The organism is Sulfitobacter sp. HI0040, from assembly GCF_001634885.1.
GTDB lineage: Bacteria > Pseudomonadota > Alphaproteobacteria > Rhodobacterales > Rhodobacteraceae > Sulfitobacter.
This window is the reverse complement of the sequence record NZ_LWEX01000609.1, coordinates 1-23,703: the sequence shown is the minus strand read 5'-3', so window position 1 is coordinate 23,703 and position 23,703 is coordinate 1. Positions and strand designations below refer to the sequence as shown.

At 66.9% G+C, this 23,703-nt stretch carries 22 protein-coding genes and 1 other RNA gene; 6 read left to right on the top strand and 17 right to left on the bottom strand.

Annotated features, from left to right (window positions below):
• The coding region (locus tag A3728_RS22005; protein WP_067928845.1) for a hypothetical protein at positions 1-573 on the top strand (573 nt) is incomplete at its 5' end.
• A gap of 43 nt (positions 574-616) precedes the next feature.
• A non-coding RNA gene (ssrS, locus tag A3728_RS22000) (6S RNA) lies at positions 617-770 on the top strand.
• A 100-nt stretch (positions 771-870) separates the two neighbouring features.
• Here the strand turns inward: ssrS and nusB are convergent.
• From nusB to A3728_RS21975, 5 genes are all read right to left on the bottom strand, one after another.
• Complete coding sequence (gene nusB / locus A3728_RS21995; RefSeq protein ID WP_067928838.1) at positions 871-1,353, bottom strand: transcription antitermination factor NusB; 483 nt, start codon at positions 1,351-1,353, stop codon at positions 871-873.
• The gene (locus A3728_RS21990) at positions 1,350-1,901 is read right to left on the bottom strand and encodes a 6,7-dimethyl-8-ribityllumazine synthase (RefSeq protein WP_067928836.1); all 552 of its coding nucleotides are present in this window, start codon (positions 1,899-1,901) and stop codon (positions 1,350-1,352) included. The genes nusB and A3728_RS21990 overlap by 4 nt, the downstream gene beginning before the upstream one ends.
• Before the next feature lie 3 nt (positions 1,902-1,904).
• Positions 1,905-3,032 (bottom strand): 3,4-dihydroxy-2-butanone-4-phosphate synthase, encoded by a 1,128-nt coding sequence (ribB, locus tag A3728_RS21985; protein WP_067928834.1) that lies wholly within the window; start codon positions 3,030-3,032, stop codon positions 1,905-1,907.
• A 66-nt stretch (positions 3,033-3,098) separates the two neighbouring features.
• Positions 3,099-3,314, bottom strand: a complete 216-nt coding sequence (locus A3728_RS21980; protein WP_067928831.1) for a hypothetical protein — start codon at positions 3,312-3,314, stop codon at positions 3,099-3,101.
• Complete coding sequence (locus tag A3728_RS21975) at positions 3,311-3,901, bottom strand: riboflavin synthase (protein ID WP_067928829.1); 591 nt, start codon at positions 3,899-3,901, stop codon at positions 3,311-3,313. Before A3728_RS21975 ends, A3728_RS21980 begins: the two co-directional genes overlap by 4 nt.
• A 128-nt stretch (positions 3,902-4,029) precedes the next feature.
• Here A3728_RS21975 and A3728_RS21970 point away from each other — a divergent pair, with 128 nt between their 5' ends.
• From A3728_RS21970 to A3728_RS21960, 3 genes are all read left to right on the top strand, one after another.
• The gene (locus A3728_RS21970; protein ID WP_067928827.1) at positions 4,030-5,322 is read left to right on the top strand and encodes a capsule biosynthesis protein; all 1,293 of its coding nucleotides are present in this window, start codon (positions 4,030-4,032) and stop codon (positions 5,320-5,322) included.
• A 115-nt stretch (positions 5,323-5,437) separates the two neighbouring features.
• Positions 5,438-6,571 carry a polysaccharide biosynthesis/export family protein gene (locus A3728_RS21965; protein ID WP_201722148.1) on the top strand — a complete coding sequence of 378 codons (1,134 nt, stop codon included), beginning with the start codon at positions 5,438-5,440 and terminating at the stop codon, positions 6,569-6,571.
• 9 nt (positions 6,572-6,580) lie between these two features.
• Positions 6,581-8,653 carry a capsular polysaccharide biosynthesis protein gene (locus tag A3728_RS21960; RefSeq protein ID WP_067928825.1) on the top strand — a complete coding sequence of 691 codons (2,073 nt, stop codon included), beginning with the start codon at positions 6,581-6,583 and terminating at the stop codon, positions 8,651-8,653.
• Between the two features lie 96 nt (positions 8,654-8,749).
• Here the strand turns inward: A3728_RS21960 and ribD are convergent, their stop codons facing one another.
• Positions 8,750-9,853 carry a bifunctional diaminohydroxyphosphoribosylaminopyrimidine deaminase/5-amino-6-(5-phosphoribosylamino)uracil reductase RibD gene (gene ribD, locus A3728_RS21955; protein ID WP_330220300.1) on the bottom strand — a complete coding sequence of 368 codons (1,104 nt, stop codon included), beginning with the start codon at positions 9,851-9,853 and terminating at the stop codon, positions 8,750-8,752.
• The gene (gene nrdR / locus A3728_RS21950) at positions 9,850-10,317 is read right to left on the bottom strand and encodes a transcriptional regulator NrdR (protein ID WP_067928822.1); all 468 of its coding nucleotides are present in this window, start codon (positions 10,315-10,317) and stop codon (positions 9,850-9,852) included. The genes ribD and nrdR overlap by 4 nt, the downstream gene beginning before the upstream one ends.
• 184 nt (positions 10,318-10,501) lie before the next feature.
• Between nrdR and A3728_RS21945 the strand changes: the two genes are divergently transcribed.
• Positions 10,502-11,173: an SDR family oxidoreductase gene (locus A3728_RS21945; RefSeq protein WP_067928820.1), complete on the top strand. Its 672-nt coding sequence runs from the start codon at positions 10,502-10,504 to the stop codon at positions 11,171-11,173.
• Between the two features lie 7 nt (positions 11,174-11,180).
• Here the strand turns inward: A3728_RS21945 and A3728_RS21940 are convergent, their stop codons facing one another.
• The 10 genes from A3728_RS21940 to A3728_RS23365 form a co-directional block, all read right to left on the bottom strand.
• Positions 11,181-11,600, bottom strand: coding sequence for a secondary thiamine-phosphate synthase enzyme YjbQ (locus tag A3728_RS21940; RefSeq protein ID WP_067928817.1), 420 nt, complete (start codon positions 11,598-11,600; stop codon positions 11,181-11,183).
• A 59-nt stretch (positions 11,601-11,659) separates the two neighbouring features.
• Positions 11,660-12,079, bottom strand: a complete 420-nt coding sequence (locus A3728_RS21935) for a hypothetical protein (RefSeq protein ID WP_067928815.1) — start codon at positions 12,077-12,079, stop codon at positions 11,660-11,662.
• 112 nt (positions 12,080-12,191) lie between these two features.
• Positions 12,192-14,174: an RNA polymerase sigma factor RpoD gene (gene rpoD / locus A3728_RS21930; protein ID WP_067928813.1), complete on the bottom strand. Its 1,983-nt coding sequence runs from the start codon at positions 14,172-14,174 to the stop codon at positions 12,192-12,194.
• Positions 14,175-14,326: 152 nt separating this feature from the next.
• Complete coding sequence (dnaG, locus tag A3728_RS21925; protein WP_067928810.1) at positions 14,327-16,309, bottom strand: DNA primase; 1,983 nt, start codon at positions 16,307-16,309, stop codon at positions 14,327-14,329.
• A gap of 141 nt (positions 16,310-16,450) precedes the next feature.
• Positions 16,451-16,993 (bottom strand): sarcosine oxidase subunit gamma, encoded by a 543-nt coding sequence (locus tag A3728_RS21920; protein WP_067928807.1) that lies wholly within the window; start codon positions 16,991-16,993, stop codon positions 16,451-16,453.
• Positions 16,986-19,922, bottom strand: a complete 2,937-nt coding sequence (locus tag A3728_RS21915; RefSeq protein WP_067928805.1) for a sarcosine oxidase subunit alpha family protein — start codon at positions 19,920-19,922, stop codon at positions 16,986-16,988. Before A3728_RS21915 ends, A3728_RS21920 begins: the two co-directional genes overlap by 8 nt.
• A complete protein-coding gene (locus A3728_RS21910; RefSeq protein WP_067928802.1) occupies positions 19,919-20,191 on the bottom strand; it encodes a sarcosine oxidase subunit delta in 273 nt (90 codons plus the stop codon). Before A3728_RS21910 ends, A3728_RS21915 begins: the two co-directional genes overlap by 4 nt.
• Before the next feature lie 84 nt (positions 20,192-20,275).
• Positions 20,276-21,529 (bottom strand): sarcosine oxidase subunit beta family protein, encoded by a 1,254-nt coding sequence (locus tag A3728_RS21905; RefSeq protein WP_067928800.1) that lies wholly within the window; start codon positions 21,527-21,529, stop codon positions 20,276-20,278.
• Positions 21,530-21,773: 244 nt separating this feature from the next.
• Positions 21,774-23,204 (bottom strand): Glu/Leu/Phe/Val family dehydrogenase, encoded by a 1,431-nt coding sequence (locus tag A3728_RS21900; protein WP_067928798.1) that lies wholly within the window; start codon positions 23,202-23,204, stop codon positions 21,774-21,776.
• A 303-nt stretch (positions 23,205-23,507) separates the two neighbouring features.
• Positions 23,508-23,703: hypothetical protein (locus A3728_RS23365; RefSeq protein WP_236630600.1), on the bottom strand; the 196-nt coding region annotated here is incomplete at its 5' end.

Here is a 23,703-nt window from a genome sequence, read left to right as displayed (position 1 = left end):
GACCGGGCGCCCCCCGGCGGGCGGCCCATGCCTGCCACCGCCCTGCCCGACCGGCTGATACTGACCCCGGTGGAGGCCGGCGCCGCGGCCCTGCTGGAAGGCGCCATCGAGGCGGGCGACGCGGAACGGATCGTCAAGCAACTGGAGGCGCTGGAGCCTGCGCCCTCCCGCGTCTACCTCAATTCACCGGGCGGCTCGGTCGGCGATGCGCTCGACCTTGGCCGCTACCTGCGCCGGGGCGGCATCGCCACCGCCCTGCGCGACGGCGACATCTGCTATTCAGCCTGCCCCTACCTGCTGGCCGCCGGGACGGAGCGGCACGTGCCCGACAGCGCCTCCGTCGGGGTGCATCAGCATTATTTCGGCGAAAGCACGCTGCTGCCCGCCTTCGTCGCCGTGGAGGACATCCAGCGCGGCCAGGGCGAGGTGATGGGCTATCTCGACGAGATGGGAATAGACCCGCTGGTCATGCGCCATGCGCTGGCGACCCCGCCGGATGAAATCTATGTCCTGCTGCCGGAGGAGCTGAGCCGCTACAGGCTCGTCACGGAAACGGAAGAGGCGGGCAACTGACCCCTTGTCGGCGGGTCGGCGCGGCCCTACCTAGGGTCCGTGACGGGTTCTGCCCTGTTCGTGAGACGTTACATTCCAGTGGCCTTAAGCAAATCCGAGGGAGCTGGCTCTGGTCGAGCCCTGGTTCGATTACCCGGCGCCCACCTGTACATACAGGTCCTCGGGAATAAATACCGACCGGCAGGCGTGGTTCCCGTCACACTCCCCCGCTTTCGGACTGCAAAGATCCGCTCCGCCCGTGGCGCGGGCGGGATTTGAGTATTTGCAAAAGGGTGAAGAGAGCGCGGTCAGCGCGTCCTAGAACGCTTCCGGCCGGGCTTCGCGCGCCATATGGTCCAGCACCGCGTTGACGAAGCTGGCTTCCTTGCCGTCGGGAAAGAACGCGCGCGCCACGTCGAGATATTCGGAGATCACCACCCGGGGCGGCGTGCCCGTATCGCGCAGTTCGGCCCCCGCCGCGCGAAAGAGCGCGCGCAGGGTCGGGTCGATCCGGGCAATGGGCCATTTCGCCACCAGCGCCCGGTCGGTCATCTGGTCGATCGGCGCCTGATAGTTCACCGCGTCTTCCAGCAGGCGCGCGAACAGCGTGATGTCGCCATCCAGCATCTCCTCACCGTCGTAGGTCGCGCCGAAGCGATGGTCGAGGAATTCGCGGCGCACCCGTTCGACGGTCTGCGACGAATGTTCCATCTGGAACAGCGCCTGCACGGCATAGAGCCGCGCCGCCGATTTCATCTTGCGCTTCTGGTTTCCGGACAATCCCGGAGCGGTGCCTGTCATGTGATCTCTTGTCCGTCTGATCCCTGGGCAAGAACGGTGTCCTGCCCCAGCGGCTTGAACCCGATACCCTTGGTCTGGGCGCCCCACTTACGGCCCAGCGCAATGAGATGCAAGGCCGCTGCGGCAGCCCCGCCGCCCTTGTTCTGGCCTTCGGGATCCGCGCGGACTTCGGCCTGTTTGCGGTTCTCTACCGTCAGGATCCCGTTGCCGATGCACAGCCCCTGCAGCCCCAGAAGCTGCAGCGCCCGGCTGCTGTCGTTGCAGACGGTCTCATAGTGCGTCGTCTCGCCCCGGATCACGCAGCCCAGCGCCACGTAGCCGTCGAAATGCGTCCGCCGGTCGGAAATGCCGATGGCGGTGGGGATCTCCAGCGCGCCGGGCATTTCGATCGTCTCGTGGGTGGCGCCGGCGGCCTCCAGTTCCGCCCGCGCGCCTTTCAGCAGCCCCTCGGCGATATCGCTGTAATAGGGCGAGACCACGATGAGCACTTTCACGGGCCGGTCGAACTCCGGGCGGGGAAGGACGGTGTGGGTTTCGGTTCCGGCCATGGTTCAATCCTTTCGGGTGATCGGGCGGGTGCCCACGATCGACAGCGCATAGGCATCAAGGCCCAGGTAACGGGTATCGGGGTTGTCCGTCAGCAGGATCAGCTCGTGCAGCCCCATGGAGGACAATATCTGCGCCCCCAGCCCCGTCCGCTTGACGATGCGCGGCGCCTCGTCCTCATCCTCGTCGAGCCGCAGGCGCGGGAAGGGATCACGGAACAGGATCACCGCGCCCCGCCCTTCGGCGGCGATGATCCGCATGGCTTCGGGCAATTCATCCGCCGGGGTGGGCCCGAGGCCGAGGATATCCTCCAGCGCGTTGACCGCATGGGTCCGGATCAGCACCGGCTCCGGCGTGGTCACGTCACCCTTGGTCAGCACCACGTGATCGGTGCCAGTGATCTGGTCGGAGAAGATGCGCATCATCCACTCCCCCCCGTAGGCGGAGGTGACGGGGCGCGCATCGCGTTCCGTCAGCAGGTTGTCATGCTTGTGCCGATAGGCGATCAGGTCGCTGATCGTGCCGATTTTCAGCCCGTGCTGCTTGCCGAATTCCACGAGGTCCGGCAGCCGCGCCATGGTGCCGTCTTCCTTCATGATCTCGCAGATCACGCCGGAGGGGTTCAGCCCCGCCAGCCGCGAGATATCCACCGCAGCCTCCGTGTGGCCCGCGCGCACCAGCACGCCGCCGTCACGCGCGCGCAGCGGAAAGACATGGCCCGGCGTCGCGATATCCGCAGGGCCTGCCTGTTCGCTGATGGCGACGCCCACGGTCAGGGCGCGGTCGGCGGCAGAGATGCCGGTGCTCACGCCTTCGCGGGCCTCGATGCTGACGGTAAAGGCGGTCTCGTGCCGCGAGGAATTGTTCACCGCCATCATCGGCAGGCCGAGGTGGTCGATCCGCTCCGCCGTCATCGGCAGGCAGATCAGCCCGCGCCCGTGGGTGGCCATGAAGTTGATCGCCTGCGCGTCGGCGAATTGCGCGGGGATCACCAGATCGCCCTCGTTCTCGCGGTCCTCGTGATCCACGAGGATGAACATGCGCCCCGCGCGCGCGTCCTCGATGATCTCTTCGATGGGGGCAATCGCCTGTGACAGGCCTTCCTCGACGGGTCCGGGCGTTTCAAAGTTCATGGTCGGCATCCCTCTGGCGGATTTGGGCGCTGGATACCGCAGCACATGCGGGAAAGCCAGAGCGGGTTAGACCCAGGGCGCGAGGTCACGCGCCGCCTGCTCGGCCTCGGCCCGGGTGGCGAAACGGGGACCCTCGGGCGCGCCCGTCTTCCGCCAGCCATGCCCGTCTTCCGGATCGCGCCGGAACATCGCATAGCCGAAGCGCCCGTCGGGGAAGGCCAGAATGTCGACGCAGGTGGTGCCGTTCGGATCCTCATGGGAAGCGAGGACGCGGGGTTTCAAGCGGTCTCCGCCAGCCGGGCCACGTAGCGGGCCAGCGTGTCGATCTCGAGGTTGATGCGATCACCCTCCGCCACCTCGCCCCATGTGGTGGCTTCCTTGGTATGGGGGATGATGTTGACGCCGAAGGTGCTGCCATCCACCTCGTTGACCGTCAGCGAGGTGCCGTTCAGCGCCACCGATCCCTTGGGCGCGATAAAGCGGGCCAGCGCGTCAGGGGCGCGCAGCGTGAACCGCGTGCTGTCGCCTTCCTCGCGCAGGGCCACCACCTCGGCCACGCCGTCAACATGGCCCGACACGATATGCCCGCCCAACTCGTCGCCCACGCGCAGCGCCCGTTCGAGGTTGAGCCGCCTTCCCTCGCTCCAGCGGCCTGCCACGTTGGTTTTCGCCACCGTCTCCGCGCTGATCTGCACCTCGTACCAGTCGGGGCCGAGGTCCACGACCGTGAGGCAGATGCCGTCGCTGGCGATCGATGCCCCCATGTCGATGCCCGAGGTGTCGTAGCCCGTGGCGATCCGCGCGCGCAGGTCGCCTTCCTGCCGGGCGGAGAGCACGGTGCCGATGTCGGTGATGATGCCGGTGAACATATAGGGTTCCTTTCGGTGCTGCGGTCTGCGTACCCCCCGCGCCGCCCTGAGGCAAGGGGCGTGCAGAGCCACATTTCTGCCCCTATCCTATGGTTCATTCGGCCCATCGACGCTATCCGAGGACCACCATGACACCCCCATCCCCGGAACACCGGGTCTTTCTGTTCCTTCAGGGTCCGCACGGGCCCTTCTTCAACCGGCTGGGCAAGATGCTGCGGCTGGCGGGGGCGGATGTCTGGCGCGTGGGCTTCAACGCGGGCGACCGCGCCTTCTGGTTCCACCCCGCAAGCTACATGCCCTATCGCGGCACGGTGGAGGACTGGCCCGAAACCTTCGACGGTATCGTGACGGAAAAGGGCGTGACCGACGTGGTGCTCTACGGCGATACGCGCCCCGTCCACGCCGAGGCGGTCGCGCTGGCCAAGGCCCGGGGGCTCACCGTGCATGTCTTCGAAGAAGGCTACATGCGCCCCTATTGGATCACCTACGAACGGGGCGGATCGAACGGCAATTCGCGCCTGATGGACATGGACATCGCCCAGATGCAACAGGCGCTCGCCCAGTCCGACATGGAGGCCCCCCTGCCCCCAGGCCACTGGGGCGACATGCGCCACCATATCTTCTACGGCGCGCTCTATCACTGGTTCGTCATGTTCCGGAACGGCGATTACCGCAACTTCCGCCCGCACCGCAGCCTGCCGGTCACGAAGGAGTTTCAGCTCTACGTCAAGCGGCTGCTGCTGATGCCCGCACTGGCACTGGACCGGCTGGCCTCCACCCTGCGGATCAGGCTGGGGGGGTTCCCCTATCACCTCGCGCTGCTGCAACTGGAACATGACAGCGCGTTCCAGATGCATTCCCCCTTCGACACGATGTCGGATTTCCTCGAACTGGTGATCGAAGGTTTCGCCCGCGGCGCGCCCCAGCATCACCACCTCGTGGTCAAGGCCCACCCGCTGGAGGACGGCCGCGTGCCCCTGCGCGGCGAAATACGCCGCCTCGCCCGGCTGCATAATGTGGCGGCGCGGGTGCACTACGTCCGTGGCGGCAAGCTTGCGCAGTTGCTCAACGATGCGCGCAGCGCCGTCACGGTGAATTCGACCGCCGGGCAACAGGTCCTGTGGCGCGGGATCCCGCTGCGGGTCTTCGGGCGGGCGGTCTACAACCAGCCCGAATTCGTCTCCGAACAGCCCCTGCCGGAATTCTTCGCCGGGGCCACCCGGCCCGACAACCGCGCCTACAAGGATTACCGCCGCTACCTGCTCGAAACCTCGCAGGTGCCGGGGGGCTTCTATTCCGCGCGCGGGCGCACACAGCTCATGCGGCAGGTGGTCGACATGATGCTGGCGCCCGAAGATCCCTATGAAGCGCTCAGCCTCGGCACCGCGGCACCTCGGCAACAGTTGCGCGTCGTCACCTGACCCGGCACCGCCCTCACAGTAGATTTGTCCCCCGTTCTGCAGTAGCTTTCGGGAAATTACGTCGAAAAAACCGGCGAATACGAGGCAGAATAAAACAGGTCGAGGAGACCGGGCAGTGAATTTCGTACATTTCCGCTGGGCACGTCCCGTCGCTTTCATCGCGGCGTTGTCCGTCCTATCCGCTTGCGGCTTGCCCCAGGTGGGCCCGAACAAGCGGCAAATCTACTCTGGTTCCGTGCAAAAGGAAGGCGATGCCTTCATCGTCGCGGTGAACGACCGCGTCACCCGCGCCACCGCCATCACCCCGGCGCTCGGCTTCTCGCCCGCGTTCAAGAACGCAGGCCAGATCGGCTCCGACACGATACGCGCGGGCGACATCCTGGGCCTGACGATCTGGGAAAACGTGGATGACGGGCTGCTCGCTGGGGATACCGGTGCGGCCACCATCCTTGAAGAGATACAGGTCGACGGCAACGGCTTCATCTTCGTGCCCTACGCGGGCCGGATCAGGGCGGCGGGCAACTCGCCCGAAGCGATCCGCCGCATCATCACCAACAAGCTCGCCGAACAGACGCCCGATCCGCAGGTGCAGGTGCGCCGCATGGCCGGTGACGGGGCCACCGTCTCGCTCATCGGGGCCGTGGGGGCGCAGGGCGTCTATGCCATCGAACGCCCGACCCGGACGCTGGGCACCATGCTGGCGCGCGCGGGCGGCGTGACGATCGAACCGGCAATCGCGCAGGTCACCGTGGTACGCGGCAACATGCGCGACAAGATCTGGTTCGAAGACCTCTACGATCACCCCGAACTCGACATCGCGCTGCGCGGCGGCGACCAGATCCTCGTGGAGGAGGACTCGCGCTCCTTCACAGCACTCGGCGCGACAGGCGGGCAGGCACAGGTGCCCTTCGAATCGCAGAACCTCTCGGCGCTGGAAGGCATCGCGCAGGTCGGCGGCCTGAACCCGCTCAGCGCCGATCCCACCGGCGTCTTCATCTTCCGCAACGAACCCGAGGAAGTGGCCGAACAGGTGCTGGGCCGGCAGGATCTGCTGGGCGCGCAGCGCATGGTCTATGTGCTCGACCTCACCCAGCCTAACGGCATGTTCATGGCCCGCGACTTCGTGATCCGCGACGGCGATACGCTCTACGTGACCGAAGCCCCCTTCACCCAGTGGAGCAAGGTGATCTCCGCCATCACGGGCACCGCGGGCTCCGCCTCCTCGCTGGCAACCCTCACTTCGGGCTGACGCGACCGCATGGGCCCCGGGCCTGACATCCACGACACCCCCGCCGCCGGTTCCGAAAGGACCCGGCGGCTTTTCGTCTACAACGGCGGTTTCGTGACCAACCGGCGGGTGCGGCGCATCCTGCAGCTTTCGGGCCATTCGCTGCACCTCGGCCTGCCGGGGCCGGGGGATGCCGTCGCCGTCTGGGGCAATTCCCCCACCGCCCACCGGGGGCGGCGGGTGGCAGCACGGCGCGACGTGCCGCTCGTCTTCGTCGAGGACGCGATGCTGCGCTCGCTCCACCCCGGTCGCGCAGGCGAGCCACCGCTGGGCCTGCTGATCGACAGCCGGGGCAATCACTTCGATCCGGCGCGGCCCTCGGACCTTGAGACCCTGCTCACGGAACATCCGCTCGACGATACCGCGCTTCTCAACCGCGCCCGCGCCGCCATCGCCCGCCTGCGCGAGGCGCATCTGAGCAAATACAGCGGTTTCGACCCCGCCCACCCGGTGCCGGAACCGGGCTATGTCCTCGTGATCGACCAGACCCGGGGCGACGCCTCCGTCACCGCGTCAGGCGCGGACCGGGCGCGCTTTCTCGAAATGCTGGTCTATGCCCAGCAGGAACACCCCGGCGCGCGCATCGTGATCAAGACTCACCCCGAAACGCGCGCGGGCCACCGGGCCGGGCACTTCGACGCGCAAGATACCAGCGACCGCGTCACCCTGCTTTCGGGTCCGGTCAGCCCATGGAGCCTGCTCGAAGGCGCGGTGGGCGTCTACACCGTCTCCTCCCAACTGGGGTTCGAGGCGATCTTCGCAGGCCACCGCCCCCGCGTCTTCGGCCAGCCCTTCTACGCCGGTTGGGGCCTGACGGAGGACGAATTCCCCGTTCAGCGCCGCCAGCGCAAACTGACCCGCGCGCAACTCTTCGCCGCCGCGATGATCCTCTACCCCACATGGTACGACCCGCACCGCGACCGGCTCTGCCAGCTTGAAACCGCGATGGAGGCGCTCGCGGCACAGGCTCGCGCTTGGCGGGAGGACCGGCAAGGCTGGGTCGCCTCCGGCATGCGCCTGTGGAAACGCCGCCCCCTGCAGGGCTTCTTCGGTCAGGTGAGGCCCGTCCGCTTTGCCGACGATCCCGCCCGCGCGGCGACCATTGCCCAAAGAACGGGACGGCGGCGCATGGTCTGGGCCGGCAAGGCCGACGCGGAAGACCGCGAAACCGTCCGGGTGGAGGACGGCTTCCTGCGCTCACGCGGGCTGGGGGCCGCCCTCGTGCCGCCCCTGTCGCTGGTCTGCGACGATCTGGGCATCTACTACGATCCCGCCCGCCCCAGCAGGCTGGAACAGCTAATCGCGGCGCGGGCCGAGTTGCGGCCCGACCAACAGGCGCGGGCCGAGGCCATCATCGACCGGCTGCGAAGAGGCAAACTCAGCAAATACAACCTCGATGCACAGGGCGAGGGCTTTCCGGCAGACACCCCCCCGGGCCGCCCCCGCCTGCTCGTCCCCGGCCAGGTCGAGGATGACGCATCGATCCTCTGCGGAACGGCAGAGGTCCGAACCAATCTCGCCCTGCTGGAGGCCGCCCGCGCCGCCCGACCCGAGGCTTTCATCGCCTACAAACCCCACCCGGATGTGGAGGCAGGGCTTCGCAGCGGCACCGTCCCACCGGCGGATCTCGCGCAACTGACCGACGTGGTGCTGGCCCAGGCGGACCCGGCGAGACTGCTGGGCGAGGCCGACGAAGTCTGGACCATGACCAGCCTCCTGGGGTTCGAGGCGCTGCTGCGCGGCCTGCCCGTCACTACGCTGGGCGTGCCCTTCTATGCCGGTTGGGGGCTCACGCAGGATCTGGGCGACGTGCCGCCCCGGCGCCGGGCGCGCCCCGCGCTCGCGGGTCTCGTCCACGCGACGCTGGTGGACTACCCGCGCTACATCGATCCGCAAACCGGCCTGCCCTGCCCGGTCGAGGTGGTGATCGACAGGCTGATGTCAGGCGATGCGCCACGGCGCGGGCCGGTAAACCGTGTCCTGTCGAAGGCGCAGGGCCTGCTCGCCAGCCGCGCGCACCTCTGGCGCCGCCCCCGGGGCTGATCTGTCCGGTGCCGCCCGGGAGAAGCGTTGGAATTTGAGTGTTTGGAAAAGGGTGAAGGGGGAATCCGCGCACCCCCTTCACCCTTTCACAAATACTCATTCCCCGGGCTGCGCCACGCGCCGCCAGACGTGCAGCACGTCTTCCCCGATCCTTGCTGTACGCTGCAGCGTGAAACGCGGTGCCGCCGCGAGGCGTTGCAGGCCGAGCGGGCCCACGCCGGGCCGCCCGTCCGCCCCCAGCACCAGACCCGCGCCGAACCCCACCAGTTCATCGACCAGATCCGCCCCGAGAAGCGAGGCGGCCAGTGCGCCGCCGCCTTCGCAGAAGACGCGGTTGAGCCCTTCCCCGGCAAGCCGCTCCATCATGTTCACCACATCGATGCGGCCCCGGGCCCGGCGGCATTCGATCAGCCGCGCGCCCAAGCCGCGCCAGGTCTCGCGCAGCGCTGTGTCCACCCCCGGCCCGTGACACAGGAACACCGGCACTTCCGCCGCCGTTCGTGCAAGCTGGCTCATGAGCGGCAGGTCCAGCCGGTCCGACACAACGATGCGGGCGGGCTGTCGTTTGGCGCCCATATCGCGCACCGTCAGCGCCGGGTCATCCGCCCGGACGGTGCCCGCCCCCACCATCACCGCATCGTGGCGTGCGCGCATGGCATGGGTCAGCCGCCGCGCCGCCGACCCGGTGATCCATTTGCTCTCTCCCGTCGGGGTGGCGATGCGGCCGTCAAAGCTTTGGGCGAGCTTCAGGGTCAGCGCCGGGCGCCCCCGGTCGATGCGCGAAAAGAAACCCATGTGGTCCTGCCGCGCCTCAGCCTCCCCCACGCCGGTGGTAACCTCGATCCCCGCGGCCTGCAGCATGGCGATGCCCCGCCCCGCCACGCGCGGATCGCTGTCGGTGGTGGCCACGACCACGCGGGCCACGCCCGCATCGATGAGCGCCTGTGCGCAGGGCGGCGTACGCCCGTGATGGGCACAGGGTTCCAGCGTGACGTAAGCGGTGGCCCCGCGCGCCGCCGTGCCCGCGCGGGCCAGCGCCTCGGTCTCCGCATGGGGGCGCCCGCCCGGCTGGGTCCAGCCGCGGCCTATGATCCGGCCCTCTTGCACGATGACGCAGCCGACCGCGGGGTTGGGCCAGACCTGCCCCTGCCCCCGTCCGCCCAGCGTCAGCGCCGTGGCCATGAAGCGGGCGTCGTTCACTCTTCGGGCGGGGCGTTCGGGCGAAGCTCCTGCACGAACTTGTCGAAATCGTCGGCGGCCTGGAAATTCTTGTAGACGCTGGCAAAGCGGACATAGGCCACCGTGTCGATCCGGGCCAGGGCCTCCATCACGATCTCGCCGATCTGCTTGGAGTTGATGTCGGTCTCGCCCATGCTTTCCAGCCGCCGCACGATGCCGCTGATCATCTGATCGATCCGCTCGGGATCGATGGGGCGCTTCTGCATGGAAATGCGGATGGACCGTTCCAGTTTGTCGCGGTCGAAATCCTCCCGCTTGCCGGAGGATTTGATCACCACCAGATCGCGGAGCTGCACCCGTTCATAGGTGGTGAAGCGACCGCCACAGGCGGGACAGAACCGGCGCCGCCGGATAGAAACGTGATCTTCGGCGGGGCGACTGTCCTTGACCTGGGTGTCGATGTTTCCGCAAAACGGGCAGCGCATCGCCTGTCCCCCTTCTCTGTCTTGATCGAAATCTGCCTCTGTTGTGGGGCGTAGCGCCCACTTGCCTACACTTATAGGCCAACACCGAAGTTTTGGGTAGTACTCAAATGCTTCGCTAGATGTAGGCGCCGGACCTCAAGCCCGTCTGGGGCGTTGGGCCCCGACTGAATTGAAAGGAAAGACCATGGCAAAGACGTTGTTCATCACGGGCGCCTCCAGCGGCATCGGTGCCGCCACCGCCCGCGCGGCGGCCAAGGCGGGCTGGAACGTGGGCCTTTTTGCGCGCAGCGGCGACAAGCTGCGCGATCTTGCGGAAGACATCGGCGATGCCGCGCTGGTGCTGGAAGGCGACGCCACCGACCGGCAGGCGCAGGCCGACGCCATCGCGCAGCTGGTAGAAAGATACGGCCAGCTCGATGCCGCCTTCGCCAATGCCGGGCGCGGCACGCAGCCCGCAGGCACCGAAAAGGGCGATCCGGAGGATTGGCGGGCGATGGTCGACCTCAACATCATGGGCGCGCTCTATACCGCCCATGCCGCCATTCCCCATCTGCGCAAGACCACGGGCCAATACGTGGTCACGGGCTCCGCCGCGGGGCGTCGGCACATCAAGGGCTCGATCTACAGCGCGACGAAATGGTTCATTCACGGTTTCGCCGGCAACCTCGCCGACGAGATGGCCGAATGGGGCGGGCGCTGCATGGTCGTCTCCCCCGGTATGGTCGACACGGGCTTTTTCGACGAACCCAAGCCCGACAAGTTGCAGCCCGATGACGTGGCCCAAGCGGTGATGCACGCGCTTGAGGCGCCCGCCCATGCCGCCATCCGCGAAATCCACCTGATGCCGGTGGATTGACGCGCCCCTAGCGGTCCGCGCTGAAGTGGGCCGCGACCCGGCGGGTGTGGGGCGCGCTGCGGTGCTCAAAGAGGTATATCCCCTGCCATGTGCCCAGAAGCATCCGCCCGCCCTGCACCGGAATGGCAAGCGAAACGGGCATCATCGCCGCCTTGATATGGGCCGGCATATCGTCCGGCCCCTCGGCGATGTGGCGCAGATAGGACATCGACGCATCGTCGGAGGGCGGCACCAGCCGGTCGAAATAGGCCCTCAGGTCGCGCTGCACATCCGGGTCCGCGTTCTCCTGTATCAGGAGCGAGGCAGAGGTGTGGCGCAGGAACAGCGTGAGCAGCCCGTCCCCCGCCCCGCCCAGCCAGCGGGCGGGCTGCGGCGTGAATTCATAAAGCCCGGCGCCCCGGGTCGCGATTTCGAATGTGGTTTGCATGCCGCCAATGTCGCCCGAACGCGCGGGCGCCGCAATCCTTCGGGCAGGTTCGCCCGCGGTTAAAGATCGTCGATGTCAAATAGCTCTTCGGTACAGAGCTGATAGGATTGCGCGACGGAGCGTTTCTGCCCGACCTCCCGCATCGACAGCGAATAGGAGGAGCGCGGCGGCCGGTCCAGCGTGTCCGGGTCCAGCGTGAACAGAACCGCCGTGCGGCCCGGCACGGTCCGCGACGGGCCGCGCGCGCCCTTGAGGTAAAGCTGCGCCCGCACCGGAACGCCGATGCGGTTGCGCGCGTAATCCCCGGCGGCGCACCACATGCCCCGCGCGCCTTCGCCGTAGTCCTCCAGCACCTCGAAACTGCTTGCCGTAACCGGCACGACGATCAGCCAGTTGACCGCCCGATAGGCGGGCTGCTGGGTGGCGGCCTGCAGCGGCAGGCTGGCCAGAACGGCGGCGAAAATGACGGCGCGGCGCATGGCGGTTTCCTTTGGATGGGGGAACACAACATAGCCCGCCCCGGGGCAGAGGCAAAACGGCCGCCCGGTTCCCCGTGGCGGCCGCTGCAAGGTCAGTCCCGGCGGGCCGGGATCACTGGTCGAGGAAGGAGCGCAGCTTGCGCGACCGGCTGGGGTGCTTCAGCTTGCGCAGCGCCTTCGCCTCGATCTGGCGGATACGTTCGCGCGTCACGCTGAACTGCTGGCCCACCTCTTCGAGCGTGTGATCGGTGTTCATGCCGATGCCGAAGCGCATCCGCAGCACGCGTTCCTCACGCGGGGTGAGGCTGGCGAGAACCCGTGTCGTGGTTTCCTTCAGGTTTTCCTGAATGGCGCTGTCCAGCGGCAGAACCGCGTTCTTGTCCTCGATGAAATCGCCAAGCTGGCTGTCTTCCTCGTCGCCGATGGGCGTTTCGAGAGAGATAGGCTCCTTGGCGATCTTCATCACCTTGCGAACCTTTTCCAGCGGCATCTGCAGCTTTTCGGCCAGTTCCTCGGGCGTGGGTTCGCGGCCGATCTCATGCAGCATCTGGCGGCCCGTGCGGACCAGCTTGTTGATCGTCTCGATCATATGCACGGGGATACGGATGGTCCGCGCCTGATCCGCGATCGACCGGGTGATCGCCTGCCGGATCCACCATGTCGCATAGGTGGAGAACTTGTAGCCGCGGCGATACTCGAACTTGTCAACCGCCTTCATCAGGCCGATGTTACCTTCCTGAATCAAATCAAGGAATTGCAACCCGCGGTTCGTGTACTTCTTGGCGATGGAAATCACGAGCCGCAGGTTCGCCTCGACCATTTCCTTCTTGGCCTGACGGGCCTCCTTCTCGCCCTTCTGGACCTGTTGCACGATGCGGCGGAATTCCGAGATGTCGAGCCCGACATACTGACCGACCTGCGCCATGTCGGTGCGCAACTCGTCCACCTTGTCGGAGGAGCGTTCGATGAACATCTGCCAGCCCCGGCCCGACTTCTCGGCCATCCGCTCCATCCAGTTGGGATCAAGCTCGTAGCCGCGGTATTCGTCGACGAATTCCTTGCGGTTGATGCGGGCCTGATCGGCCAGCTTCACCATGGCGCTGTCGATCTGCATGATCCGGCGGTTGATGCCGTAAAGCTGGTCGATCAACGCTTCGATACGGTTGTTGTGCAGGTGAAGCTCGTTCACCAGCAGCACGATCTCCGACCGCAGCTTCTGGTACGTGTCCTCATCGGTCTGCGAAAAGGTGCCGTCTTCGTTCAGCGTGGCCGAAATACGGCTGTCCTGCATCTCGCTCAGCTTGGCGTAATCGTCCGCGATGATGTCCAGCGCCTCGAGAACCTGCGGCTTCAGGGCGGCTTCCATGGCCGCAAGGCTCATGTTGGCCTGTTCGTCCTCGTCGTCGTCATCCTCGGTGGAGATCGGGTTGCCGTCGGCGTCGAGCTCGGCCTTGTCCTCCGAAGGCTTGCTTTCCGCCGTGGCGCCGGGGGCGACAACGGGGGCGCTTTCCTCTTCGTCGCCCAGCTGGTTGCCGAAGGTCGCCTCCAGATCGATCACATCGCGCAGCAGGATGTCCTCTGACAGCAGTTCGTCGCGCCAGATGGTGATGGCCTGAAAGGTCAGCGGGCTTTCGCACAGACCCGCGATCATGGTGTTGCGCCCGGCCTCGATCCGCTTGGCGATGGCGATCTCGCCCTCCCGGCTCAGCAGTTCGACGCTGCCCATCTCGCGCAGGTACATGCGCACCGGGTCATCCGTCCGGTCGAGCTTTTCGGTCGTGCCCGAGGAAAGCGCGACTTCCTTGTTGCTGTCGGTCGTCGTCAGCTCGGTGGAACCCTTCTGTTCCTCCTCCTCGGCCTCTTCATCCTCGATGATGTTGATGCCCATTTCGGACAGCATCGACATCACGTCCTCGATCTGTTCGGAGCTCACCTGATCGGGCGGCAGCACCGTGTTGAGCTGATCGTAGGTGATATATCCCTTTTCCCGGGCCTCGCCGATCATCTTCTTGACGGCGGCCTGGCTCATGTCGAGGGAGTGGCCCGCTTCACCGTCGTCGGTCTTGGCGTCTTCATTGGCATCTTTGGCAGCCATCTCGTCCTCCTTCAGCGCGCAGGCGCGAATCACATGTGGGGTGATTCGAATTTCCGAATCATGGGGGGTGCCGGGTGATTCTTAAACCCGGTCCCCTTAATTTTATTTAACCGCTTGGGCCAAAAGGTCACGCTGTGCAAACGTTGATTTGATCAACTCTCGCCCGACTTGGAAAAGCGGATCGTTCCCAGAAGCGCATCGAGCGCGTTTCGCTCGTCCCGGCTGATGCGCGCACCGTTGTCTCCGATGTCGTATTCGGCCTTGTCCTCCTGCCCGGCACGCACCGCGCGGTCCGCGGCCCGGGCAGCTTCGCTCAGCCGCCATGTCACCCCCTCGTCCGCCGTGCCGGTCAGATCCTCGGCCGCTTCCTCGATCTCGGCATCGAGCCCGCGCATCGCTTCGAGCTTGGCCAGTTCCTCGGCCACCGTCAGCCGGGCGCGTTCGGTATCCCCGGGTGTGCGGATGCAGGGTGTGATCGCGACATGGCGCTGCGCCAGCAGATTTTCAAGGGCGTCCTCGCCCAGTGCACCGGCAATCCGCTCCGCCAGAAGCGCCTCGCCGGCGTGGCCATGGCGCAGGATCAGATCGCGCAGCCGGGCATGGTCGGGGTCCTGACAGCGCATCGCCTCGATCCCCGGCTCGAATTCCTCGGCGAGTTCGGGGCAGCGCGCCAGCACCGCAAGGATCACGGCCTCGCGCAGATGCGCGCCGCTGTCGGGCCGCGTCGCGGTCACCAGCGCAGAGGTCTTGGTGCTGGGCATCGGCGCCACCGGCCCCGCAGGCATGCCCCGGCCGCCGGGGCGACCGGGGGCAAAGGCGCGCTTGCCCCCCGCCCCCTGCCCCTTCCGGGCGGGACGGAACAACTGCCAGCGCAGGTCCTTGATCTCCTGCCCGTAGTGGCTGCGGATCGACGGGTCGCGGATCGTCTTGATCGCATCGCGCAGGCTCTTGTCGAGCGCGGCCTTCCGTTCGGGGCTGTCGAAACTGCGGCCCTCGGTCTCGCGCCGCCACAAAAGCTGGACCATGGGCAGGGCGGCATCGACCAGCTTCTGCACCGCGGCGGCACCTTCGGCGCGCAACAGGTCATCGGGGTCCTTGCCCTCGGGCATCACGGCAAAGCGCAGGCTCTGGCCGGCCTCCAGCAGCGGCAGCGCCAGATCGATCACCCGCATCGCGGCACGCTGGCCCGCCGCGTCCCCATCCAGCATCAGCACCGGCTCCGGGGCGATCCGCCAGAGCAATTGCAGCTGCGTCTCGGTAATCGCCGTGCCCAGCGGCGCCACCGCCGCGCCAAAGCCCGCCTCCGACAGGGCGATCACATCCATGTAGCCCTCGGCCACCAGCAACGTCCTGCCCTGCCCCGCCGCCGTGCGCGCGGCGCGCATGTTGTAAAGGCTGCGCCCCTTGTCGAAAAGCTCGGTCTCCGGCGAGTTGAGGTATTTCGCCTTGTCGTCCGGGTCCATCGCGCGCCCGCCAAAGGCGATGGCCCGGCCCCTGCCGTCGCGGATCGGATAGATGATGCGGTTGCGGAACGTGTCATAGGGCCGCCCGCCCTTGGACGACGGCTTCGCCAGCCCCGCACCTAGGATCAGGTCCTCCGCCACGCCCTTGCCCGTCAGATGATCCCACAGCCCCTGCCAGGCATCCGGCGCGAAGCCCAGCTCCCAGCGTTCCTGTGCCGCCCGCGGCAGCCCGCGCCCTTCGAGATAGCGCCGCGCCTCCGCCGCCGCTCCGGTCTGAAGCTGCAGCCGATACCAGCGCACCGCCTGTTCCATGACCTCGGCCAGCAGATCGCGCCGGTCGGCCTTCGCCTGCGCACGCGGGTCCTGTTTCGGCACTTCCATCCCCGCCTCCCGCGCGAGGATCTCGATGGCCTCCATGAAACCAACGTTCTCGGTCTCCCGCACGAAGGAGATCGCATCGCCCTTGGCATGGCAGCCAAAGCAATAATAAAATCCCTTGCGGTCATCTACATGAAAAGAGGCGCTTTTTTCCTGATGAAACGGGCACGGCGCCCACATGTCGCCCTTGCCCTGGTTGGATTTGCGCATGTCCCACGACACCTTGCGCCCCACCACCTGCGACAGGCTGGAACGCTCACGCAACTCGTCGAGAAATCCGGGGGGCAGGCTCATGCGGCGATCATACCGGCGCAGGGTCCACAGAGTCCAGCGACGGCGGTGGACCTTCACCCTTTCATAAATACTCGCCGGGGGTCCGGGGGTGGCAAACCCCCGGTTGCGCCAGAGCGGCAGGCAGAGCAAGGGGTGCGGGCCTCACGCCCGGGTCGCCACCACCTCCATCGCCTGCTTCAGATCATGCACCAGCGTTGTGGCCATGGACCGGAAGGCCAGCAGCAGGAACCGGTCGGCCCCGATCCGGGTGATCGACACCGGCATGTGCTGCAAGAGGCTGCGCGCGCTGTGCCCCATCTTGAAAGCCGGCCGCCGCAGGTCCACCGGGATAAGCCGCGCCAACACGTCCTCCGCCCCCGGGCCCGACAGGATCACGCTGGCCCAGCCGTCGGTCACATCCGTCACGGCGCCCTTTTCCGACAATGCGGCATCCGGCGCGGGGCCCGCCAGCAGCACCTCGCGGTGTCCGAACCACAGGCATCGGTTGCCCTCCTTGCCCGTGGCGCGCCCCGGCCTGGGCCAGTCCAGCCCATGGGCCTGCGACAGGGCGGCGGCCAGCGCCCCCTCCCGCCCAAGTTCCGACAGCACGGTCAGATGCCCCGGATCGGTTTCCTCCAGCCTCGCGCTGCCAATCTCCAAGGGCAGCAGATCACCGCAGGGGGTTCTGGATTTCAGGTTAGCCACGTGTGCGCCCCCCTTCCGGATCGACGAAAACGGGGGAGCAGATTTCGACCTCCGCCTCCAGTTCGCGTAGATGATCGACCATCCTCAGCACCTCGCCCATCCGCTCCGGCCCCCCTTTGACGAACCCCAGCCCGATGAAGCTGCCCACATCGGGCGAGAAGGCGACCGAGGTGATATAGCCCTGATCGTTCTCGCGCACCGCTTCGGCCTCCCGCTCGAAAAGATGCGCGCCCGCGGTCAACTGCTTCACCGCCCCGACCGGGCGCAAGCCCACCAGCCGCTCGCGCTCCTCGTCCTGCAGGCCGGGCCGCTCAGCCATCGTCTTGCCGATGCAATCCTTCTTGTCGGAGACCATGCGCTCCATGCCGATGTCAAAGGCGGTGGTGCGGCCATGAATTTCCGAATGGGTGATATGCCCCTTCTCGATCCGCAACACGTTGAGCGCCTCCATCCCGTAGGCCCCGCCGCCCAGCGCCTCGGCGCGCGACACCAGCTCACGGAACAGGCTCGCGCCATAGCGCGCGGGCACCGCAATCTCATAGGCATGTTCGCCCGAAAAGCTGATGCGAAAAAGCCGCCCCGCGGCACCCATCACCTCCACCTCACCGCAGGCCATGAAGGGCCAGCCCGCATCGTCGATCTCCTCCTTCATGAGGTCATTGACCAGTTTGCGCGATTCCGGCCCCGCCACGGCGAACTGCGCCCAATGCTCGGTGACAGAGGTAAAGGCGACGGCCCATTCGGGATGCAGGCACTGGGTCACGAATTCGAGGTGCCGCATCACCGCGCCCGCCGCGGCGGTGGTGGTGGTCATCACGTAATGCGTCTCGCCCAGCCGCGCGCAGGTGCCGTCGTCCAGGACATGCCCGTCCTCGCGCAGCATCAGCCCATAGCGCACGCGCCCCACCTTCAGCGTGCTGAAGACGTTGGTATAGACGAAATCCAGCAGCTTGGCCGCATCCGGTCCCTTGATGTCGATCTTGCCCAAGGTGGAGACATCGCAGACCCCCACGGCGTTACGCACGAAGCCCACCTCCCGGTCGCAGGACTGGCGCCATGTCGTCTCGCCGCTGCGCGGAAAGAAGCTCGGACGATACCACAACCCCGCCTCGATCATCGGCGCGCCCATGCGGCGGCTCTGGGCGTGGCTGGTGGTGAACCGTTCGGGCGCAAAGCCCTTTCCCTGCGCGCCCGCGCCCATCGCGGCGATGGAGACCGGCACATAGGGCGGGCGGAAGGTGGTGATCCCCGTCTCCGCGATGCCCCGCCCGGTGGCGTCCGCCAGCACCGCCAATGCCGCGACGTTGGAGTTCTTGCCCTGATCCGTCGCCATGCCCTGCGTGGTGTAGCGCTTCATATGCTCGACGGAACGGAAGTTCTCCTCCGCCGCCTGCTTGATGTCCTTCACGCTCACGTCGTTCTGAAAATCGAGCCACGCCCGGCCCCGCCCCGCCACGGCCCAAAGCGGCGACAACGCGTAGTCGGCGTCCTCCGCCTCCGGCACCGACAGGCCCGCGCCCTTCTTGCCCAGAGCCTCCAGCGCCTCCGCCGCGGCCTCGGCCCCGGCGCCCAGACAGGCCCGGGTGGAAAAGACGCCGTTGCAGGCCCCGGCGGCCCTCAGCCCCGGCACCGCCCCGGCATCGGGCACAAAGGCCTGAATGTCAGGCTGCCAGACGGGGCGCCCGTTCAGATGACAGGTCAGATGCACCGTCGGGTTCCAGCCGCCCGACACGGCGAGGCAGTCGGTCTGGATGGTCTGCATCCCGCTGGCCGACTGCAGGGTGATGCTCTCCAACTCCTTGCGGCCCGCCGAATTGCACACCTGCGCGCCGCGATAGACCGGAAAGGGCGCATCGGGCAATGCAATGTCGGGTCGGGCATCGATCAGCGCCGCCACATGCACCCCCGCCGCCGCCAGATCATGTGCCGTGCGATGGGCATCGTCGTTGTTGCCGAAGACGGTGACGCGCCGGCCCGGGCTGACCCCCCACCGGTTGAGGTAACTGCGCACCGCCCCGGCCATCATGATGCCCGGGCGGTCGTTGTTGCGAAAGGCGATGGGCCGCTCCAGCCCGCCCGCGGCCAGCACCGCCCGGCGTGCAACGATGCGCCAGAAACATTCCAGCGGCGCGGTCTCGGGCCGGTCGCCGCGATGCAGGTTCACCCGCTCCAGCGCGCCATAGGTGCCGCCGTCGTAGACCCCGGTCACGGTGGTGCGGGTCATCACGCGCACGTTGTCCATGGACCGCAGGCGCGCCACGACCTCCGCCGCCCATTCATGGCCCGGCTTTCCGTCCACTTCCACCGTTTCGGCATTGAGCCGCCCGCCGGGCAGGAAATCCTCATCGGCGAGGATCACATCTGCCCCCGCCTCCGCCGCTGTCAGCGCCGCCATCAACCCCGTGGGGCCCGCGCCGATGACCAGCAGGTCGCAAAAGGCAAAGGCGCGTTCATAGCGGTCGGGGTTATGCGCGCCGCTCAGCGCGCCCAGGCCAGCGGCCCGGCGGATCGCAGGTTCATAAACCGCTTCCCAGAACCGCCGGGGCCACATGAAGGTCTTGTAATAGAACCCGGCCCCGAGGAACGGCGCGGCAAGATCGTTGACCGCCAGCACATCGAAACCGAGCGAGGGCCAGGCGTTCTGCGACCGCGCCTCCAGCCCGGAATAGGCCTCCTGCACCGTGGCGCGCACATTGGGCGTGCGCCCGGCGCCGCGCCCGGTGGTGATCAACGCATTGGGCTCCTCGCTCCCGGCGGTCAGCACGCCGCGCGGGCGATGATACTTGAAGGACCGTCCCATCAGGCGCACGCCGCTGGCCAGCAGGGCCGAGGCGACGGTATCGCCCTCGAACCCCTCGTAGCGGTTGCCGTCAAAGCGAAAACTCACCGGGCGCGACCGGTCGATCCGCCCCTTGCCGGAAATCCTCATCGGGCACCCTCCGCCACGTCGCTGGCCCGGGTCACCTCGAAAATCTCATGGGTCGCTGTATCGCGCGTCACCACCAACCAGACGCCGCAGCCGCCATCATGCTGCCACAGGTCGCGCGTGCGCCCCGCCGGGTTCTCGCGCAGGTGCAGATAGGCGTCCCAGACCTCCGCCCCGGCGTCGGGCGCGGGCCGCTCCAGCGCCACCGCCGCACCCTGATAATAGAACTCGCGCCGGTCGCGCGTGCCGCAATTCGGACAATCGATCCTCATGCCCTCTCCCTCCTGAAGCGGACGCAGACCGCCCCTTCACCCTTTCGCAAATACTCCCGCCGGAGGCTCCGGCGAATGCGCCGATCAATGCAGGTTGTGCTGGGCACCCGTCCCCTCCTCGTCCATCAGGCCGCGCCCGGTGCGGAACCGGTCCAGCCGGAACCGCTCGGCCGAAGCATGGGGCCGCCCGGTCGCCATCAGATGCGCCAGCGCAAAGCCCGATCCGGGCACCGCCTTGAACCCGCCATAGCACCAGCCGCAATCGACAAAGAGCCCCTCGGTCTCCGTCCTGTCGATGATGGGCGAGCCGTCGGGCGTCATGTCCATGATGCCGCCCCAGGACCGCAGGACCTTGGCCTTGCCGATCATCGGCATCAGCGTCATGCCCGCCTCCATCACATGTTCGGCCATGGGCAGGTTGCCGCGCTGCGCGTAGGAGGCGTAGAAATCCAGATCCCCGCCGAAGACCAGCCCGCCCTTGTCCGACTGGCTGATATAGAAATGCCCCATGCCGAAGCTCACCACGTGATCGATGCAGGGTTTCAGCCCCTCGGTCACGAAGGCCTGCAACACATGGCTTTCGATGGGCAGGCGCATGCCCGCCATCGCCGCCACCTGACCGGAACGTCCGGCGGTGACGATGGCCACCTTCTTCGCGCGAATGGCCCCGCGCGTGGTCTGGACCCCGCGCACCGCGCCGTTCTCGATGTCGATGCCGGTGACCTCGCAGCGCTGGATCAGATCGACGCCCAGCCGGTCGGCCCCCCGGGCATAGCCCCATGCCACGGCATCGTGGCGCGCGGTGCCGCCGCGCGGATGCAGCAGCCCGCCGTAGACGGGAAAGCGCACATTGTCGAAATCGAGATAGGGCAGATAGCGGCGCACCCCCTCGCGGTCGAGCAGCACCGCGTCGTCGCCCTGATTGATCATCGCGTTGCCCCGGCGCGCGAAGGCGTCGCGCTGCCCGTCGGAGTGGAAGAGGTTGATCAGGCCGCGCTGGCTGTGCATCACGTTGTAGTTCAATTCCTCCTCCAGCCCCTCCCAGAGCTTGAGCGAATGGGAATAGAACTGCGAATTGCCTTCGAGGAAGTAGTTGGCCCGCACGATCGTCGTGTTGCGCCCGACGTTGCCGCCGCCCAGATAGCCCTTTTCCAGCACCGCGACATTGGTCAGCCCGTGTTCGCGGGCAAGGTAATAGGCGGTGGACAACCCGTGGCCGCCGCCGCCGATGATGATCGCGTCATACTGAGCCTTGGGTTCGGCATCGCGCCAATGGGGCGCCCAGCCCTTGTTGCCTGTCAGCCCCTCGCGCAGAACGCGCAAACCGGAAAACCGCATCTTATGCCCTCGTCATCGCCTCGCCCCTGAAAGGCTAGCTTCCCCGTCCAGCGGTATCAATGCGGCACCGCTCAGACAGGCCGGTTTCCGACAGGCTTCGTCGTTTCCGCATTGTTTTCGCTCGCAGACGCCGGGCCGTGCCGACCGAGAGCGCACCGGCTGAGGGAGCCGGCGGATGCCTCCGGCGGGGATTTGAACCATCTGGAAGGAGGGGGCGGCGCGCCAACGGCACCGCCCGCCCCTGTCAGAGCCCCTTGGCGCGGTAGCTTGCCGCGACCTTGCCGATCGATACGAGGTAGGCGGCGGTGCGCAGATCATCCACATCGTCCCGCCCGTGCCAGACATCGGCCATGGAGGTATAGGAGGTGCGCATGGTGTCATCGAGACCCGAGCGCACCAGTTCCAGCTCCCCCGCGCCACGTAGGTATCTTTCCTTGAAGTCCGGGCTCAGGGTCCAGCCCAGCCCCTTGTCGGCGCTCAGCCGTTCCAGTTCGTCCACCACCAGCCGGTGGCGCGATTCCTCGGCCCGGCGCTGCATCCGGCCAAAGCGGATGTGGCTCAGGTTCTTGACCCATTCGAAATAGGAAACGGTCACGCCGCCGGCGTTGGCATACATGTCCGGCACGATGACCGTGCCCTTCTTGCGCAGCACCTCGTCAGCACCCGCCGTGACGGGGCCGTTCGCGGCCTCGATGATCAGGGGGGCCTGGATGCGTTTCGCGTTGCCCATGTTGATCACCCCTTCGAGCGCTGCGGGGATCAGGATGTCGCATTCCGTTTCCAGCAGCTTCGCCCCGTCGGGTTCGCAGGTCACGCCGGGGAAGCCCTTCACGGTGCCGTGCTTCTGGATCCACTGGTGCACCGCCTCCACCTTCAGGCCATCGGGATCGTGCAGCGCGCCGTCCCGTTCGATGATGGTGGTGATGATGCAGCCGTCTTCCTCGCTGAGGAACTTGGCGGCGTGATACCCCACGTTGCCCAAGCCCTGCACCACCACGCGTTTGCCCTCCAGCGTCCCGGTAAGGCCCGCCTTCTCCATGCCCTTCTCGTCGTTGAAGAAGGCGTGTAGCGCGTATTGCACCCCGCGCCCCGTCGCCTCCGTCCGGCCCTGGATACCGCCCGCGTTGATGGGCTTGCCGGTCACGCAGGCCACGCCGTTGATGTCGGTGGTGTTCATGCGTTTGTACTGATCCGCGATCCAGGCCATCTCGCGCTCGCCGGTGCCCATGTCGGGGGCGGGCACGTTCTGGGCCGGGTTGATCATGTCGCGCTTGATCAGCTCGTAGGCGAAGCGCCGGGTGATGAGTTCAAGCTCGTGTTCCTCGTATTCGCGCGGATCGATGCAGAGCCCGCCCTTGGAGCCGCCGAAGGGCGCCTCCACCAGCGCGCATTTATAGGTCATCAGCGCCGCCAGCGCCTCCACCTCGTTCTGGTTCACGTTGAGCGAATAGCGGATCCCGCCCTTGACCGGTTCCATATGTTCGGAATGGACCGAGCGGTAGCCCGTGAAGGTCTGGATGCGGCCGCGCAGGCGCACGCCGAAACGCACGGTATAGGTCGCGTTGCAGACGCGGATCTTCTCTTCGAGACCCGGGGCGAGGTCCATCAGCGCGACGGCCCGGTTGAACATGATGTCGACACTGTCGCGGAAACTCGGCTCGTTGGTGGAATCCATCTGTTTCTCCTGTTGGTTCGTCTTGCCGGTGTGCAGCCACGCTGCGACTCGTGCCGGCGCTTTCTGGCCCCAGCCTAAGCGCAGCGGAGACATTGCGCGACCGTAAAGCGCCCGGCGCGTGCCCCGGGCCCTTGCGGCCCGATTTCGCCCCGTTTGCCACAGCGTGTTTGATTCACTGTTTCCTAACGGGAAACGATGTCGCGCTTTTCTCTGTTTCGTTGCCTCTTTACGCCGCACTCCCGTCCGGCACCGCCTTGGTGACGCCCCACTAACGCCAAGATTGGAGAGCATACCCAAGCAAGGTTAATCCCGCGAATCCGCCCCGGCATCCCGTGCCGGGATCGAGAGGTGAACGATGATCGCAGACAGAATGTCCGCCCCACCGGCCCCGCCCCACCGGCGCGCGGCCCGCTTGCGCCGCTTCGCGGCGGCAGAGGAGGGCACCGTAACGATTTTTGCCTGTTTCATGATCCTGATGATGCTCATGGTGGGGGGGATC

Coding starts and splice junctions, on each gene's coding strand:
- A3728_RS21970 (WP_067928827.1), top strand. CDS start 4,030: ATGACACCCCCATCCCCGGAACACCGGGTCTTTCTGTTCCTTCAGGGT.
- rpoD (WP_067928813.1), bottom strand. CDS start 14,174: ATGGCTGCCAAAGATGCCAATGAAGACGCCAAGACCGACGACGGTGAA.
- nrdR (WP_067928822.1), bottom strand. CDS start 10,317: ATGCGCTGCCCGTTTTGCGGAAACATCGACACCCAGGTCAAGGACAGT.
- A3728_RS21975 (WP_067928829.1), bottom strand. CDS start 3,901: ATGTTCACCGGCATCATCACCGACATCGGCACCGTGCTCTCCGCCCGG.
- A3728_RS21990 (WP_067928836.1), bottom strand. CDS start 1,901: ATGGCCGGAACCGAAACCCACACCGTCCTTCCCCGCCCGGAGTTCGAC.
- A3728_RS21900 (WP_067928798.1), bottom strand. CDS start 23,204: ATGGATTCCACCAACGAGCCGAGTTTCCGCGACAGTGTCGACATCATG.
- ribB (WP_067928834.1), bottom strand. CDS start 3,032: ATGAACTTTGAAACGCCCGGACCCGTCGAGGAAGGCCTGTCACAGGCG.
- A3728_RS21945 (WP_067928820.1), top strand. CDS start 10,502: ATGGCAAAGACGTTGTTCATCACGGGCGCCTCCAGCGGCATCGGTGCC.
- A3728_RS21905 (WP_067928800.1), bottom strand. CDS start 21,529: ATGCGGTTTTCCGGTTTGCGCGTTCTGCGCGAGGGGCTGACAGGCAAC.
- A3728_RS21940 (WP_067928817.1), bottom strand. CDS start 11,600: ATGCAAACCACATTCGAAATCGCGACCCGGGGCGCCGGGCTTTATGAA.
- A3728_RS21915 (WP_067928805.1), bottom strand. CDS start 19,922: ATGAGGATTTCCGGCAAGGGGCGGATCGACCGGTCGCGCCCGGTGAGT.
- nusB (WP_067928838.1), bottom strand. CDS start 1,353: ATGACAGGCACCGCTCCGGGATTGTCCGGAAACCAGAAGCGCAAGATG.
- A3728_RS21935 (WP_067928815.1), bottom strand. CDS start 12,079: ATGCGCCGCGCCGTCATTTTCGCCGCCGTTCTGGCCAGCCTGCCGCTG.
- dnaG (WP_067928810.1), bottom strand. CDS start 16,309: ATGAGCCTGCCCCCCGGATTTCTCGACGAGTTGCGTGAGCGTTCCAGC.
- A3728_RS21910 (WP_067928802.1), bottom strand. CDS start 20,191: ATGAGGATCGATTGTCCGAATTGCGGCACGCGCGACCGGCGCGAGTTC.
- A3728_RS21960 (WP_067928825.1), top strand. CDS start 6,581: ATGGGCCCCGGGCCTGACATCCACGACACCCCCGCCGCCGGTTCCGAA.